The sequence below is a fragment of the Leptolyngbya sp. 7M genome, from assembly GCF_018128485.1.
Genome location: NZ_CP070897.1, coordinates 5,712,312 through 5,726,996 on the forward strand (window position 1 = coordinate 5,712,312; position 14,685 = coordinate 5,726,996).

Annotated in this window: 20 protein-coding genes and 1 tRNA gene; 14 read left to right on the forward strand and 7 right to left on the reverse strand. The window is 50.6% G+C overall.

Annotated features, from left to right (window positions below):
* The first annotated feature begins 10 nt into the window (after positions 1-10).
* From JVX88_RS30105 to JVX88_RS30120, 4 genes are all read left to right on the forward strand, one after another.
* Entirely contained in the window at positions 11-325 is a 315-nt protein-coding gene (locus JVX88_RS30105) for a hypothetical protein (RefSeq protein WP_211622156.1), read from the forward strand.
* 2 nt (positions 326-327) lie between these two features.
* Positions 328-924 carry an alpha/beta hydrolase gene (locus JVX88_RS30110; protein ID WP_263975308.1) on the forward strand — a complete coding sequence of 199 codons (597 nt, stop codon included), beginning with the start codon at positions 328-330 and terminating at the stop codon, positions 922-924.
* A gap of 135 nt (positions 925-1,059) precedes the next feature.
* A complete protein-coding gene (locus JVX88_RS30115; protein ID WP_036004498.1) occupies positions 1,060-1,272 on the forward strand; it encodes a DUF2555 domain-containing protein in 213 nt (70 codons plus the stop codon).
* Between the two features lie 220 nt (positions 1,273-1,492).
* Complete coding sequence (locus JVX88_RS30120; protein WP_211622158.1) at positions 1,493-1,669, forward strand: flavoprotein; 177 nt, start codon at positions 1,493-1,495, stop codon at positions 1,667-1,669.
* On the opposite strand, the gene JVX88_RS43400 is transcribed toward JVX88_RS30120, so the two are convergent.
* Entirely contained in the window at positions 1,629-2,423 is a 795-nt protein-coding gene (locus tag JVX88_RS43400) for an ATP-dependent helicase (RefSeq protein ID WP_211629110.1), read from the reverse strand. The two genes, JVX88_RS30120 and JVX88_RS43400, sit on opposite strands and share 41 nt — an antisense overlap.
* Before the next feature lie 210 nt (positions 2,424-2,633).
* Here JVX88_RS43400 and JVX88_RS39440 point away from each other — a divergent pair, with 210 nt between their 5' ends.
* From JVX88_RS39440 to JVX88_RS30150, 5 genes are all read left to right on the forward strand, one after another.
* Complete coding sequence (locus tag JVX88_RS39440) at positions 2,634-3,125, forward strand: DUF2079 domain-containing protein (protein ID WP_263975309.1); 492 nt, start codon at positions 2,634-2,636, stop codon at positions 3,123-3,125.
* A gap of 2 nt (positions 3,126-3,127) precedes the next feature.
* Positions 3,128-4,561: a UDP-galactopyranose mutase gene (locus tag JVX88_RS39445; protein WP_263975310.1), complete on the forward strand. Its 1,434-nt coding sequence runs from the start codon at positions 3,128-3,130 to the stop codon at positions 4,559-4,561.
* A 26-nt stretch (positions 4,562-4,587) separates the two neighbouring features.
* On the forward strand, positions 4,588-5,007 hold the full coding sequence (locus JVX88_RS43405) for an ATP-binding cassette domain-containing protein (RefSeq protein ID WP_317134674.1): 420 nt from the start codon (positions 4,588-4,590) through the stop codon (positions 5,005-5,007).
* 437 nt (positions 5,008-5,444) lie between these two features.
* Positions 5,445-5,876: a cupin domain-containing protein gene (locus JVX88_RS30145; protein WP_211622159.1), complete on the forward strand. Its 432-nt coding sequence runs from the start codon at positions 5,445-5,447 to the stop codon at positions 5,874-5,876.
* Positions 5,877-6,135: 259 nt separating this feature from the next.
* Positions 6,136-6,423, forward strand: coding sequence for an exodeoxyribonuclease VII small subunit (locus tag JVX88_RS30150; RefSeq protein ID WP_211622160.1), 288 nt, complete (start codon positions 6,136-6,138; stop codon positions 6,421-6,423).
* A gap of 55 nt (positions 6,424-6,478) precedes the next feature.
* Here JVX88_RS30150 and ureA read toward each other — a convergent pair whose 3' ends face one another.
* Both ureA and JVX88_RS30160 read right to left on the reverse strand, forming a co-directional pair.
* Positions 6,479-6,781, reverse strand: coding sequence for an urease subunit gamma (ureA, locus tag JVX88_RS30155; protein ID WP_036002301.1), 303 nt, complete (start codon positions 6,779-6,781; stop codon positions 6,479-6,481).
* 262 nt (positions 6,782-7,043) lie between these two features.
* A tRNA-Gln gene (locus JVX88_RS30160) sits at positions 7,044-7,115 on the reverse strand.
* 117 nt (positions 7,116-7,232) lie between these two features.
* On the opposite strand from JVX88_RS30160, the gene JVX88_RS30165 reads away from it, so the two are divergent.
* The 3 genes from JVX88_RS30165 (at position 7,233) to hypB (ending at position 8,544) form a co-directional block, all read left to right on the forward strand.
* On the forward strand, positions 7,233-7,484 hold the full coding sequence (locus JVX88_RS30165) for a DEAD/DEAH box helicase (RefSeq protein ID WP_211622161.1): 252 nt from the start codon (positions 7,233-7,235) through the stop codon (positions 7,482-7,484).
* Entirely contained in the window at positions 7,409-7,753 is a 345-nt protein-coding gene (hypA, locus tag JVX88_RS30170) for a hydrogenase maturation nickel metallochaperone HypA (RefSeq protein ID WP_211628940.1), read from the forward strand. Before JVX88_RS30165 ends, hypA begins: the two co-directional genes overlap by 76 nt.
* Before the next feature lie 86 nt (positions 7,754-7,839).
* The gene (hypB, locus tag JVX88_RS30175; RefSeq protein ID WP_211622162.1) at positions 7,840-8,544 is read left to right on the forward strand and encodes a hydrogenase nickel incorporation protein HypB; all 705 of its coding nucleotides are present in this window, start codon (positions 7,840-7,842) and stop codon (positions 8,542-8,544) included.
* 290 nt (positions 8,545-8,834) lie between these two features.
* On the opposite strand, the gene JVX88_RS30180 is transcribed toward hypB, so the two are convergent.
* The 3 genes from JVX88_RS30180 to JVX88_RS30190 form a co-directional block, all read right to left on the reverse strand.
* Positions 8,835-9,044 (reverse strand): histidine phosphatase family protein, encoded by a 210-nt coding sequence (locus JVX88_RS30180; protein ID WP_211622163.1) that lies wholly within the window; start codon positions 9,042-9,044, stop codon positions 8,835-8,837.
* A gap of 72 nt (positions 9,045-9,116) precedes the next feature.
* On the reverse strand, positions 9,117-10,193 hold the full coding sequence (gene prfA / locus JVX88_RS30185; RefSeq protein WP_211622164.1) for a peptide chain release factor 1: 1,077 nt from the start codon (positions 10,191-10,193) through the stop codon (positions 9,117-9,119).
* Between the two features lie 97 nt (positions 10,194-10,290).
* Positions 10,291-11,319: a hypothetical protein gene (locus JVX88_RS30190; protein ID WP_211622165.1), complete on the reverse strand. Its 1,029-nt coding sequence runs from the start codon at positions 11,317-11,319 to the stop codon at positions 10,291-10,293.
* A gap of 487 nt (positions 11,320-11,806) precedes the next feature.
* On the opposite strand from JVX88_RS30190, the gene JVX88_RS30195 reads away from it, so the two are divergent.
* A complete protein-coding gene (locus JVX88_RS30195; RefSeq protein WP_211622166.1) occupies positions 11,807-12,790 on the forward strand; it encodes an aldo/keto reductase in 984 nt (327 codons plus the stop codon).
* The gene (locus tag JVX88_RS30200) at positions 12,787-13,215 is read left to right on the forward strand and encodes an SAM-dependent methyltransferase (RefSeq protein ID WP_211622167.1); all 429 of its coding nucleotides are present in this window, start codon (positions 12,787-12,789) and stop codon (positions 13,213-13,215) included. The genes JVX88_RS30195 and JVX88_RS30200 overlap by 4 nt, the downstream gene beginning before the upstream one ends.
* On the opposite strand, the gene JVX88_RS30205 is transcribed toward JVX88_RS30200, so the two are convergent.
* Positions 13,183-14,283 (reverse strand): cupin domain-containing protein, encoded by a 1,101-nt coding sequence (locus tag JVX88_RS30205; RefSeq protein ID WP_211622168.1) that lies wholly within the window; start codon positions 14,281-14,283, stop codon positions 13,183-13,185. The genes JVX88_RS30200 and JVX88_RS30205 overlap by 33 nt on opposite strands.
* Between the last annotated feature and the right edge of the window lie 402 nt (positions 14,284-14,685).

Below are 14,685 nucleotides of genomic sequence, written 5' to 3' on the forward strand. Positions count from 1 at the left end.
TTGTAAGTCTATGCTCAGTGTACTGATTTGGCTGCCGATGATCGGTGCCGCTGTGATTGGATTCTTACCGCAATCGGTTCCTACAAAGCAAGTTCGCAATGCGGCTTTGACTGTTTCCGGTGTTGTTCTGCTCTGGACTATCTGGCTGTTCACGCAGTTTGATCTGTCGGATTCTGGCTTACAGTTCCGCGAGTATTTGCCCTGGATTGAAACCGCAAAATTTGGTCTTCTTCGGTCTTCGCAAACATGTCTCTCCAAGTCCTTTCCCTGCCGCCGCGCCCACTTTCCTCCGACCCGACCAATCAACCTCCGCAAGCGCTCCTAGTAATGCTGCACGGCTGGGGAGCCAATGCTCAAGATGTGGCTGCTTTGGCCAGCTATATAGATTTGCCTCAGGTGCAGTTCTTTTTTCCCAATGCGCCGTTTCCCTTTCCCTACATGCCAACAGGCCGAATGTGGTACGACCTGCCGCAGGACTATTCCTTCTCCAGTCAACCTGATTTTCGGCAGCAGCCCCAGCTGCAGCAGAGTAGCCAACAGTTGCTGAGTTGGTTAAAGTCTTTAGAGACCACGACGGGACTGCCCCTGTCGCGCACGATTCTGGCGGGCTTTTCCCAGGGGGGAGCCATGACCCTAGAGGTGGGGTTACAGTTGCCGTTGGCGGCTCTGATGGTGCTGAGTGGCTATGCCCATGCGCCGCTGGAAACGGTTGTTCAACCAGCTCCTAAAGTGCTAATGGTGCATGGTCAGTTGGATCAAGTGGTGCCGCTGCGGGCCGCTCAGCAAACGCGAGCACAACTCGACCACTTGGGTGTATCGGTTCAGTATCACGAACTCAGTATGGGCCACGAGATTCAGCCGATTGTTCTGAAGTTGATGCAAAGTTTTATAGAAGAAATCGTATTTCCACCCGATTCACTATAGAACCGCTATACGATAAGAATAGAAACACCTCTGTAGCTTTGCGGAAGTTGGCTGCTGCGGAGCGTAGCTGTTGAGGGAGCGGTCTTACTGTCCTTCCTAGAGAATTGGACAGGTGCATTGGGAGAGGGCTTGGCAATGAAAACACTCAATTTCTCAGAACAAGATGTGGCTCGGATGACGGCCAATGAAGTGGCTGCTCTGGCCCAGCGGTTAGAACAGGATGCATACACCAACCCCTTTGAAGGGCTAGATGATTGGCATCTGTTGCGGGCATTGGCGTTCCAACGTCCAGAACTGGTGGAGCCTTATCTCTATCTGCTGGATATGGAAGCCTATGACGAAGCCTGAATTATCTTAAATGACGTTCCGCACGTGAACGGAAATTGCATAGTTTTGGCACGATCAGGCAGGTAACTGGCCTGGTTTTTTATTCCAGTTGGTCTGCCCTCCTTCTACCTCAGCAGCAAAAGTGGCAAAATTGGCACAAAAAGCTTGAGACAATTACATTCTTCCTGCAAAGTAAAGACATGTATTAACTACTACTCAATATTTCTTTAATTAACGACCTATGCTTCAGGGGAGACGGGTACTGATCGGAGTGGGGGGAGGAATTGCGGCCTACAAAGTCTGTCAAGTCATTTCCACCCTGGCAAAACTGGGTGTAGAAGTGCGAGCCATTCTCACAGACAACGCTCAGCAGTTTATTACGCCTTTAACGGTTGCCACGCTATGCCCGTGTTGTTAGCCAAGTCCCAGACATCCGCAGGCCGTAAGCCCGAACTTTTGGCTTCGTGGATCACCGTGTAGGCCAGTTCCGGCAAAACCTCGGTGCGCAAAACTGACTGCCGCCGCAGCCGCTCGGTTTCCTCACCATCGAACTGTCTACCCTCCAGCAAATGCTGATAGGTGCGGGGATGGGCCTGAATCCAATACTCCACACTGGCCCGAATCAGCCGATTACTTTGGTTGGGCGAAATCAGCGCCAGCCGCTCCCAGTCCAATCCAGAAAGCTGCGGGTGTCGAGTGGCAATATTCAGGGCTAACCCGTGCAGTGTATAGACCATGAATCCCTGAGGCGGCACGCCCAGATCCCGTAGATACTGGCGAATTTTGGTCCTCAGGTTAGCGACGGCTGAGCGGGTAAAGGTAACCAGCAGTAAATGGCTATTCATTGCAGCGGTCAATTCAGCCGCCATTTCCCGCACCGAGTCATCCAGATCCACCAGCGGCGAGCGAATTACAAAGGACGGATCATCCCTTCCGGCACTGCCAATCTCACCCCATCCTCCCAGGTTCTCCCGATTCCGGGCCAAATGCCGTTTCGCTAACAAAATGGCCGCCGCGATCGCCATGCCGGTAGATTTGCCTGACCCTGGAACTGCCGAAACCGCTAGGGTGCCGCCCTGCCAGTCTGCCATGCGCCGCTGCCCCGGACGCAGCCCTTGCCGGAGGCGATGCAGGGTTTCTAAAGGAGTGGGAAGGTCGAGATGAATTGACATTTGTAGCTCGTGTCTGAATACTTTCTTAAGCAGATTCCGACGCCATTCCAGGCAGGCGAGGGGATGAATCCCAGCAATCCGCTGACTCATCCTGTAGCTGGCCTGAGTAGAACATTTGAACTACTCTAATCTTAACGAATCCTGGAAAATTGCGACCGTCCTGATGCCTGCTACTGCTATTGTTCCTTATCTAGATAGAGTTCAACAGTCATGCCAGAGTTGTCTGACGCTTCAGAACCCGCACCCAAGCTCAAGGAGTTGGCTGTAACCGATGCGGTCAAAACCATCCGCACCCACCTTCTCACCCAATGGATCGGCATTGCGGTGGTGATTCTGCTGATTGCTAGTAGCGCGCGTCATCTGCTGCTGCGGTCTACCGCCTTTGATCTGGGCATTTACGATCAGGTTGCCTTTTTGTTGAGTCGCGGCATGGAGCCGCTCTCCTCCTATCTCAACTTTCATCACATGGGGAATCACACCGCCTATTCGTTTTACTTGATGGCGATTCCCTATTTCATTTATCCATCGGTGTATTGGTTGTTTTTGGTGCAGGCGGTTTGTTTGGCGATCGGGGCGTTACCGACCTGGTTACTGGCACGGCAGGCAGGTTTAGCGGCAGGATTGGCAAGTGCAATGGCGGCGGTTTATTTGCTGCATCCGCTGATTTTCAACGTCAACATTATGCGTTTCCTAGCAGTGTAGATGTGCCCCATTTTGCCCAAGCTCGCATTCGCACTCAGGAGCCACCGGATCAGGCTGCTATTCCCCATCCTCGGCTCGGTTTCTTTGGTGTGATTGACGAGCGCATGGATATTGACCTGCTGGCAGGCGTGGCCGAAGCTCGACCGGATTGGCATTTGGTGATTATTGGCCCGGTGGTTAAAATCGATCCGGCCAGCTTACCTCAGAAAGACAACATTCACTATTTGGGTGCCAAAGACTACCAGGCATTACCGACCTACTTGGCAGGCTGGGATCTGGCTATGCTGCCCTTTGCCCGCAATGAGTCTACCCGTTTCATTAGCCCTACCAAAACACCAGAATATTTGGCTGCGGGAAAACCGGTTGTATCGACATCTATCCAAGATGTGGTGCGTCCCTACGGGCAGCAGGGCATGGTGTATATTGCTGATACGGTTCCTGAGTTCGTGGTCGCTGCCGATATCGCTATGCAAATGGATGTTCATCAATCGGGTTGGCTCAGCCGGGTTGATGCGTTTCTAGAACAAATTTCCTGGGACCGCACCTGGGCCTCGATGTTGAAGTTGATTGAGGAGACAATCGATGCAAAACGAGCTAGTCTAACGGATGGAAGCAGTTCAAGTAGTGCTAATGCTTACAGTAATGGCAACGTTGCTGTTGATATTAAGAGTGGCGTTAGTAATAGCGCTGCTAGAAATATCGCTGATGGTAAAAATAACAACGACGAAATCGCTCAATCGGCTGGGTTAGGTGCCCCAGGAGTAGTAACGCGAGAATATCTGTTTGACTATTTGATTGTAGGAGCCGGATTTTCTGGAAGCGTGATTGCTGAGCGACTTGCTTCCCAATTGGGCAAAAAGGTGCTGGTTGTGGATCGGCGTAACCATATTGGCGGGAATGCTTACGATCACTATGATCAGGCGGGCATCCTGGTACACAAATACGGTCCTCATATTTTTCACACGAATTCTCGTGAGGTATTTGAGTATTTGTCTCAATTTACCGAATGGCGTTCCTATGAGCATCGCGTGCGGGCTAGTGTAGATGGCCAGCTCGTTCCGATTCCGATCAACTTAGATACTATCAATACCCTATACGGCCTTAATCTCAACTCGTTTGAAGTCGAAGATTTTCTCAAATCCCTGGCTGAACCGCGTGAGTCGATTCGCACCTCGGAAGATGTGGTGATTAGCAAAGTAGGACGAGTTCTGTACGAGAAATTTTTCCGAGGCTATACCCGCAAGCAATGGGGACTCGATCCATCTGAGCTGGATAAGTCAGTGATTGCCCGAATTCCAACCCGCACCAATCGAGATGATCGGTATTTTACTGATACCTATCAAGCAATGCCGCTGTACGGTTTTACTCAGATGTTTCAGAACATGCTGTCCCATCCCAATATCAAGGTAATGCTCAACACTAACATCTCTCGTTAACCGTCCCAGCCGGAGCAACGATTGGGATTGTCGGGGCTACTGGCTCAGGTAAAAGTACGCTCGTTAAACTCTTACTGCGCTTCTATGAAGTGCAAAGTGGGTGCATTCTGATTGACGGGATCGATATTCGAGACATCAATTTATTTGATTTACGTCAATGTACTGGCTGGGTGAGTCAAGATGTGTTTTTGTTTCATGGTACGGTTGCCGAAAACATTCGTTATGGTAGTTTCGCTACAACTCATGAGCAAATCATCCACGCCGCAAAATTAGCAGAGGCACATGAGTTTATTGAGCAATTGCCGCAAGGCTATGACACCATCGTCGGAGAGCGCGGACAGAAACTTTCCGGTGGACAGCGACAGCGATTGGCAATCGCTCGTGCCATTCTCAAAGACCCGCCCATTCTGATATTGGATGAGGCGACATCTGCGGTAGACAATTAAACCGAAGCCGCAATTCAAAAATCCCTACAAGTGATTACGCAAAACAGAACCACGCTTGCGATTGCCCATCGTCTTTCTACGATTCGTCATAGCGATTGCATTTATGTGATGGAGCAAGGACAAATTGTAGAACAGGGTACCCACGAAGAATTGATAGCGCTTGATGGAACTTATGCAAAACTATGGCGTGTACAATCTGGTGAACAAACTTGAAAGGACAGAAAAATAAGTCGTTTTATGGTTAGCCTCATCTTGGATAGCTAAACCCTGAGATAGATTAGCAGATCTGAAATATCCTAACCGTTCTGACTGCGGCTGTAAAACCAGTTTAAAACCAATTGGAGTCGGTCAGCGTACTCCTTATTATCTGCGCAAATCATGCCTCAGGGCTGCTAAAGCGCAGTGTCGAATAAACTGAGCAAGACGAGGAAGAACCGATGACCATTGTACGCAGTCAAGCAGGAGAAGCCATGCAAGTTTTGAGCGATAGGGTCTGCCTAAAACTGAGGTCCACTAACTCAGCCAATCGTATGGCCGTCATGACCGTTGAAGTGCCTCCGGGTGGCGGAGTTCCACCGCATACCCATGCCATTGAAGAAGAGAGTTATTACATGTTGGAGGGATGCATGATCATGCAGGTTGGTGACGAAGAATTGACCATTGAGCCAGATGATTTTGCGCATGTCCCTGCCGGAGTGGCGCATGGCTACCGCAACAACTCCACTCAACCCGTCCGGTTTCTAGCCTGGACCATCGGTGGTGCGATTGACCAGTTCTTTCTAGAAATGACTGAGGTACGAGAAATGCCCCAAGACCTACCCAAAATGGCGGCCATTCTTCACAGATATGGCATACAGATGCAGCCTTAAAGTGCGTTTTGGGCCAACTCGTGCAGCAACTGCATCGCCCGCTCTGCCTGTGCCGCCGGAACAAACAAATGATCGTGATAGGAGGCCGAAACTGGATTAATGCTGATTTGATCAGCAGTGACACTTGGCCAGGAGTTGACCGTGCAGCTTGCTCAGGGCCAGCTCAAGGTGACGGTAAACGAAATTAGTTCATCCCCTGCTGCGGATACGCCTTTACTCGACTCTTAATCACTTGCTAGAACCATGAACCGATAGCTCTATGACTGATCCGGATTCCACCAAAGCGCCTTCTAATCAGTTTCCTAATCCGTTGGAGCAAGCTACCAATCCAACGTTCCCACCCGACTGGAATTATGAAGTAACCGTGACGGAAGTGGAGGCCATCATCAATCGGATCGAGCTAGGTGAACTGGAACTATCTGAAGTGTTCGAGCAATTTGCCATTGCCGTTGAGCAACTCCGCCAGTGCGAGACCTTCCTGACACGGCAGCAGCAGCAAGTGGACTTACTAATTGAAACGCTTTTGGACGAGCCAGAAGCGTTTTAAGTGATCAATTCAGAGCATGGGAGTACTGCCCAATATAGGTCTATCGGAGCAAATCCTAGCGGATCGGATCATGAACAGTGACCAGCTTTGTACCATCCGGAAAGGTGGCTTCCACTTGCACTTCATGAATCATTTCCGGGACGCCCTCCATCACATCGGCACGAGTTAGCAGCGTAGTGCCGTAGGTCATCAAATCTGCTACAGTGCGTCCTTCGCGGGCACCTTCCAAAATTGCGGCTGAAATATAGGCAATGGCTTCCGGGTAATTGAGCTTCAAACCTTTGTCTTTGCGTCGTTCTGCTAATAGGGCGGCTGTAAAAATCAGCAGTTTGTCTTTTTCTTGTGGAGTTAGCTGCATAGAATTTGGACAGGAGAATCTCGTTCGTCAGCAGAAAGTAGCATACTCTGACATAGAAAATCCACTTGTCATCAGTCCCACAATCTTGGTAGCAAACGTTGTGCAAGATTACTCTTAGCTGGGTAGCCTAGCTACAACAGCCACTCCATCAAAAATCTGCCTCCAACCGAACTCGCCGCTGCTCAGTTGCTAGCGAAGCTAGGCGAAAGGCCCATCTAATACAGCCGAGCTGATACAGTCGAGAAACTAACTGAAAAATTAACTGGGGTGCTAGGATTCGAACCTAGGAATGGCGGGACCAAAACCCGCTGCCTTACCGCTTGGCGACACCCCATCGCGCAGCCTCAACCATTCTAGCAGCACTATTCCGCAATATGTCAAGAATTTAGTCAGATTCTCCATCGAAGCCAGTTTCAGGCAGTATGGGAAAAGGAAAATCGGATTGGATTGTATGTCTTCTTTGCCGCCGCTGATTACTGAACTCGACCACGCTCAACTCAACAGCCCAGAACAAGCCCTGAAATACTTCTTTGGCTACGACAGCTTTCGGCCAGGGCAACAGTCCATCATCGAGGCTGTTCTACAAAACCAGGATGCGCTGGCAATCATGCCTACTGGCGGTGGCAAATCCCTTTGCTACCAGCTTCCGGCGATTGGTGGGAGGCGCAGCCGGAACGGCCACAGATTTCCCAGATTCACCTGACGGTGGGGCGGTTTACCTGTGTGGAGCCGGCTAGCTTGCAGTTTGCCTTTGAGGTGCAGACGCAAAATAGCTTTTTGCAGGGAGCCAAACTGGTGATTCGGGAAATGCCGTTGATTGCCTTTTGCCACCGCTGTCAGCAGGAGTATCAGCCGGAAATTGGGATTCAGTACGCCTGCCCCACCTGTGGCTCGCCAATGGAGGATATTCGCTCTGGGCGAGAGCTAAAAATCGAGCGAATTGAATACGAACAGTTCAACTATACGAGCTAATCCCTTTTCCCTCTGGGGCGAGAGACTACAGCAGGCTACAGAACCAGCTTTCGTAACTCAAAACTCAAAACTCAAAACTCAGTACTATGCACCAAACCTTTGATGCGGCCTTGGGAATCGATCTACTGCATGCGAATCAGGCGGGCGCAGATCACAATCGGACACATTTCGATGAATGGGGAATTACTTGCTTCAACGTGATGAGCAGTCCGGGGGCGGGTAAGACGGCCCTGTTGGAACGCACCTTGGCCGGTTTGACGCCCGATTTGAAGATTGCTGTGATTGAAGGCGATATGACCACCGAATTAGATGCCGATCGCCTGCGGCGCTATAACGTGCCGGTGATTGCGATTAACACAGGCCGTTCCTGCCATTTGGACGCCAAGATGGTGGCTGGTGGTATTCACCGTCTGGCCCATGAATATAATCCAACCGAGTTTGATCTGGTGCTGGTCGAGAATGTGGGTAATCTGGTCTGTCCAGCCGAGTTTGAAGTGGGGGAACATGTCAAAGTGGCGCTGCTGAGCATTACCGAAGGAGAAGATAAACCGCTGAAATATCCGGTGATGTTTCGGGAAGCGGACTGTTTGCTGATCACCAAAATGGATTTGGCTCCACATTTGGATGTGGATTTGAATCAGATTATTGCTAACGTGCGGCAAATGAATCCCCATGTCACAATCATTCCCGTTTCTGCCAAAACCGGCGAGGGCCTCAGCGAATGGTTTGACTGGGTGCGAACAGAGGTCGGGCCATTGGCAGGAATGCAATCGTTGGTAGTGGGGCATTAGTAGGGGCAAAGCATTTGCCAGATAGCTTTAAACAAAGCACATACCCTGTACGCGAATGCTTTGCCTTGCCGTTATGTAGCACACACAACAGACTACTGGTTCCCTTATCCCTTACACCCATAGCAGGCATAAAAGGGTGCTAGCGAACTATTGTGCTGTAGCCGTCATCAACTAGGAGCTGTTATGAAGCTGCCTTTCCTCAGGTTTTCTAAGCTCAGTTCATTCTTCTCGTGCTGCCTGCTGTTTCTGATCACACTCTCGTTTGTCGTGGGCTGTACGAATCCAGCCGTTTACATCAAAACTACCAATGAAACCAATGCAACCAGCTCAGCGCTCGAATAGATGGTATTCACGCCCTCCTCCATTAACGATCGTGCCGTTGCCTCAGCTTGTATGACACCTTTTGGCGAAAGCGGTGTCGGGCCGTGTCCGCCGAAACGTCCTTCAGCGTTTCCGGCAGACTGGCCGTGTCGTACAAGATATAGGCGTGTTATAGGCACGTTTCAATTCCAGATCCAATTTTACCAGCGCGGAACACTCGGGTTCGACAAGACCAGGCCATCTGCTGATTTCTATGCGCTTACCGTTTCGGCTTTAAGCTTTTCGGTCTGGTAATGCGTTCGTAGAGCTTCAACGAAATCATCCAACTGACCTTCCATCACGAGATCAAGCTGGTGCACTGTCATCCCTATGCGATGGTCTGTTACGCGGTTTTCTTTGAAATTGTAAGTACGGATCTTTTCCGAACGATCACCGCTTCCGACCATTTGCTTTCGCTCGGCTGAAAGTGCCTCGTGCTGTTTCTGTTCTTCTATCTCTTGCAGGCGCGCGCGCAGAACGCGCATCGCCTTTTCGCGATTTTTTATCTGCGATTTTTCGTCCTGCATCGAAACAACAAGACCGGTCGGCAAATGCGTGATCCGCACGGCAGAATACGTGGTATTTACGGATTGACCGCCGGGCCCTGAAGAGCAGAAGGTATCAACTCGAAGGTCGTTCTGATTTATCTGGATGTCCACTTCCTCAGCTTCTGGTAGAACGGCTACTGTTACAGCAGAAGTGTGAATGCGGCCTTGGGTTTCTGTTTGTGGGACACGCTGAACGCGATGAACTCCCGATTCGTAGCGCATCTTGGAATATACCGCATCTCCCTCGATCATCGCGATAGCTTCCTTTATCCCTCCGACGCCGGTATCGGCTGCCTCCATTATCTCCATCTTCCAGCCCTGCCGTTCAGCATAGCGAGCATACATTCGCAACATCTCGGCCGCAAAAAGCGTTGCCTCATCCCCGCCTGTTCCGGCCCGTATTTCCAAGATAACGTTCTTTTCATCGTTCGGATCTTTCGGAAGCAAAAGAAATTTCAGAGCCTCTTCGGCTGCGGGAAGTTTCGCCTCGATCTGTTCCACTTCTGCCCAAGCCATTTCGCGCATCTCATTGTCATCAGCTGCATTAGCCAATTCTTTTGCACCTGCCAGATCCTCTTGGAGCTTCTTGACCTCCCGATATTTTTCAACTATCTCACCTAGCGCACGATGCTGCTTCATCAGCTTTGCGTACGCAGACATATCAGACATGAACTCGGGCTGGGAGATCTGTTCGGTCAGCTCTTCGTAGCTTTTTTCGATCTGTGCAAGTTTTTCAAACATAATATTTTCGACTTATTGCTGCGGGGTTACAACGCTGGAAAAGCAGCCGACGACAGCACGCCTAGCCCTTTACATCAAGATTTTACTGGCTCGAGCTTTAGTGATTCATCGAGAGCTCGTATTGCCGACGTTTCGATTTGGTAGCAGCTTTGCCACCTGCCTTTTGAACTTCTTCTTCAACCTCTTCCTCTTCTTCCCATGCCTTGCCTCGCTTCGGCGGCCGAGGTAGGGTTGGGCGCTGTAGTTCTGGCAAAACATCCCCAGGCTTACCTGCAGGCTTGCCGGTAGATTTAGCAGCCGTCTCAGTTTCGCTGGCTGTTTCGCCCGGTCGCACGGGCTTGCGTCGCAATTCTAGAACGGGCCGCGCTTTAAGGGCTGGCTCTTCTGCGGTTTCCGAGCGACGAGGTTGCCTAGCAGGAGCCGCATCTGCCGATTGGCCATTGGTGCGGGCTGCAGGCTGAGCCGCATCTGTCTTGGGTCGCTTCAGAATAGGACGGTTAACTGAACCCGGTGCTTGGCTGGAGGAACGGCTAGGCAATGCCCCAGTCGATTGACTTACTTCGGGTTTCGGTGCTGCAACTGGACGAACCGGCGGCTGCACCAATTCTGTCACTGGTTCAACAGGCAGTTCTTCTTCAGGCTCTAGAGCCGTCACTTCTTCTACTAGCTCAGGAGCAGTCGTTTCCACCAACTCAGTCCCTGCCTCCAGGTCGAGCTCAATATCTTCCTCAGCTAGCTGTTCAGCTTCGACCGCTTCAGATCGCACTGGACGATTCGGCGGACTTGGCGGCTGAGCCGGCTGAGCAACAGCAGGCTTGGCAGGGGCAACGCTAGCAGCAGAATTAACAGGGGTTTCGGCCTCTGGGCGTCTTGGAGGCTCGGATAGAGGCCGATTTTTACGAATTTCAAGAATCTGTTGCTTTTTCACAGGCGGTTGTGAATTCGCTTTCTTAGAACCAGAGCTAGTCGCGTGGGACGACACTGCTTTAGAAGGGGGGTGACTGCTGACAACCTTTTCGGCAGCGCTACGAATGCGTGCAGCTTCGGCCTCCGTTATTGTACTGCTATGGCTTTTAACTGAAATATTAAGCTGGTCGCAAACTGCCAAAATTTCTCTGTTATCCAAATTCAATTCCTTTGATAACTCGTATATTCTCACTTTGCCGTTGTTCATCCACTATCCCCTCTGCGTCCCAATCGATTGTCACATATTGACCTACTGCTTTTGTGAAACTACATCTGTACCTACACTAAACTACGGTTCTGATCAGGGCATGACTCAGTCGCTCAAAACCTAAATCTTAGGTACTGGGCGATCTGCAGCCGCTTTGCTTTCTGAGCTGTGTTCCTTAAAGATCTTCCCAAATTTCTCCAACCGAAAGGCTGCACTACCGAGTCAGGGTGCACACCCTCTACCATCTTGCACGAATTTTTAGAAAATTGAAGCCACCTTTTGGTGCAGTTCCAGCTAGATTTCGCGTTTTTACCCTACTCACCTTTCCGATCTTATCGTTTCAGTCAACCTTCTGCCGAATCCTTCTCTGTCGAATCCTTCGCAGTGATTCTATAACGTTTACGTCAAAGTTAGAATCATTGATTCAAGGAGTCAAATCATGCAATATCGCAAACTCGGTGCGCTAGAAGTTTCTGCGCTCGGCCTCGGCTGTATGGGAATGTCGATGGCTTATGGACCTGCTGATGAAACCGAATCCATTGCCACGATTCACCGAGCGCTGGAATTGGGCGTGAATTTTCTCGATACCGCAGATATGTACGGGTTTGGGGAAAACGAGAAGCTAGTGGGTAAAGCCATTCGCAACTGCCGCCAGCAGGTGATCTTGGCTACAAAATTCGGCATTTCCGGACGAGATTTTGAACGAGGCGCGCTGACCGTCAATGGCAGACCGGAGTATGTCCGGCAAGCTTGTGATGCATCACTGCAACGCTTAGGCGCAGACTACATTGACCTCTACTACCAGCACCGTGTTGATCCCAACGTGCCGATTGAAGACACCATTGGCGCAATGGCAGAGCTAGTCCAACAAGGCAAAGTTCGCTATTTGGGCCTCTCGGAAGCCTCGGTTGCCACGATTCGCCGTGCCCATGCCGTGCATCCGATCACCGCCTTGCAAAGCGAATATTCCCTCTGGAGCCGTGACCCAGAAGATGAGATTTTGCCTACCCTGCGGCAATTAGGTATCGGGTTTGTACCCTACAGCCCGATGGGACGTGGATTTCTTTCCGGCAAAATCACCAGTCCCGATGACTTTGCTGCTGATGACTTTCGGCGGACTCAACCTCGGTTTCAAGGCGAGAACTTCGCTAAAAACTTGCAGCTCGTCGAGCAGGTTAAAGCAATTGCCAGTCAAAAGGGAGTTACGCCCGGTCAGTTAGCTTTGGCTTGGCTGCTGGCGCAAGGACAAGACATTGTGCCGATTCCAGGAACTAAGCGCCGAGAGTATCTTGAAGAAAATGTCGGTGCGGTTGCTATCGAACTAACTCCAGCAGAGCTAGCTCAAATCGATCAGGTGGTTCCCAAACAGGCTGCTGCAGGCAAGCGCTATGCGGCTTCGTTGATGGAGGCAGTCAATCGATGAAGGTAAGCCCTAACCCTGACTGGTTTTATAACGAATTTCGTCAGGTTGGCACTGACTTCACTGATCCCACGGTTGTTGCTGCCTATGATCGCAATCAGCATTTCTCGACGATAGAAGCGAAACAAGCCCTGGTCGAACAGCTTGGCATCACCGCTGGTGATACCGTAATTGACTTGGGCTGTGGCACTGGCACCTTTGCGATTCAAGCCGCTTTGACGGGAGCAAGGGTGCATGCCGTCGATGTCTCTCAACCAATGTTGACCTATGCTCGGCAGAAAGCCGCAGCAGCAGGGCTAAGCGACCGAATTCGGTTTCACCATCAAGGCTTTCTCACCTATAACCACAACGCAACTCCGGCTGATTTTGTGATTACTCAGGCGGCACTGCATCACTTACCGGATTTTTGGAAGATCATAGCCCGGTAGCCAGTCGAGTACGTCTCGACCCGTAAATGGCTGCGGCTGAAATAGATGTTCTACCAAGGTTGTGGTGACTCCTCTCAAAAGGACTTCCTTGCCTGCCACCAGGATGCGAAATCCTTCCTGCTCAGGCAGTGCGATCACCTGAATCGGCTGAAACTGTATGCAACGAAACTGGGTGTCTATTCCCTGCGGAAACTGATCAAACCCAGCCTGACGGGGAAAATCATATTTTTTGATGGATTGACCCAAACTATCCAGATAGCTGCGATACCGGTAATCCAGATCCGGCTCTCGCAGTTGATCGGTCAATGCTTCGACTAGGCTGGTCAAATGCTGACCCATCGAGGTCGCTTCGCATTTAGTTGGCAAACTCTTGCGCCATTCCTCCTGCTGACGCAGATCCTGCACCAACCACTCCAGCCAATCAATGCCCGTTTTGACATGAATCCCCAAGGTCAGATGCAGAGATGGCGACTCGCAAGCCACCGCATAGTGCCAGTGCCCGCGTGGGATATACAGCACATCTCCAGGCTGGAGTGTACAGGTCAAATAGGGTGGATCGGTCGGTGCAGACTGGCCGGCTGATTTTTGCTCCGGCAAGGGATACTTGAGTGTATCCTGGAATACACACCATTGTTTACTGCCTTCGATTTGCAGGATGAACACCTCATGCGTATCGTAATGACAGGAAAAGCCCTGCCGATTTGGATAGGAGCTGTAGGCATTCACCTGGGTACCAAAGCCAAGAATTTGTCGGAGTTCAGCAGCAAACCGGGCAATTGCCGGCACCCGCTTGTGTACCTGATTTAAAATCAGCGTTGCTCCCTGTTGACACCATTGCGTCAAACGTTCATTCTCTGATTCCTCTAGCACCTTCTCATCCAAGGCGAGCCGCAGGTCAGGATAGTTGAACTGGTGAAAGTTCAGCAAGTCGTTTAATTGCTCCCAGGAGAACAGGTGGGAAAACCGGTGTTGTCCCTTGGCAGAAATCGCAATTGCTTTGCTAGTCCAGTTGTGTGCTAAAAAGGCATCCACGGCATAGGGGTGCAAGAGAAATTGCAGAGCGTCCATACTTAATGAGAGCTAGTTTCAATAGTAATGTAAAGTTTTCCGACCTGTCTAGCTGCTTAAGGTAGATCAATTTAATGATTTAGTGATCCAACTTAATGATTAGGTGAGCTTTGATTCCTCCCTAACCCCTTGACAGGAATTACGATGTACACCCAAATCCGAGCTGAGGCATATCTGTGCTCCGCACTTCGCGAACCACATCATCAATGGGCGAGTTGAGTTGCATGCTTCAGAGCGAAATCCAAAAAAGGGGTAAGATTGTTACCCCCTTCATGTATGCATCCAAAACTTGGAATTTAACCCGTGCACGCTTCAGTGCGCGATGGCAATTTACTCATTGCTGATGTCGCCACCGTCACTATTATCTGGTAATTTAAGCGGTAAGTTAAGATAATGGGCATA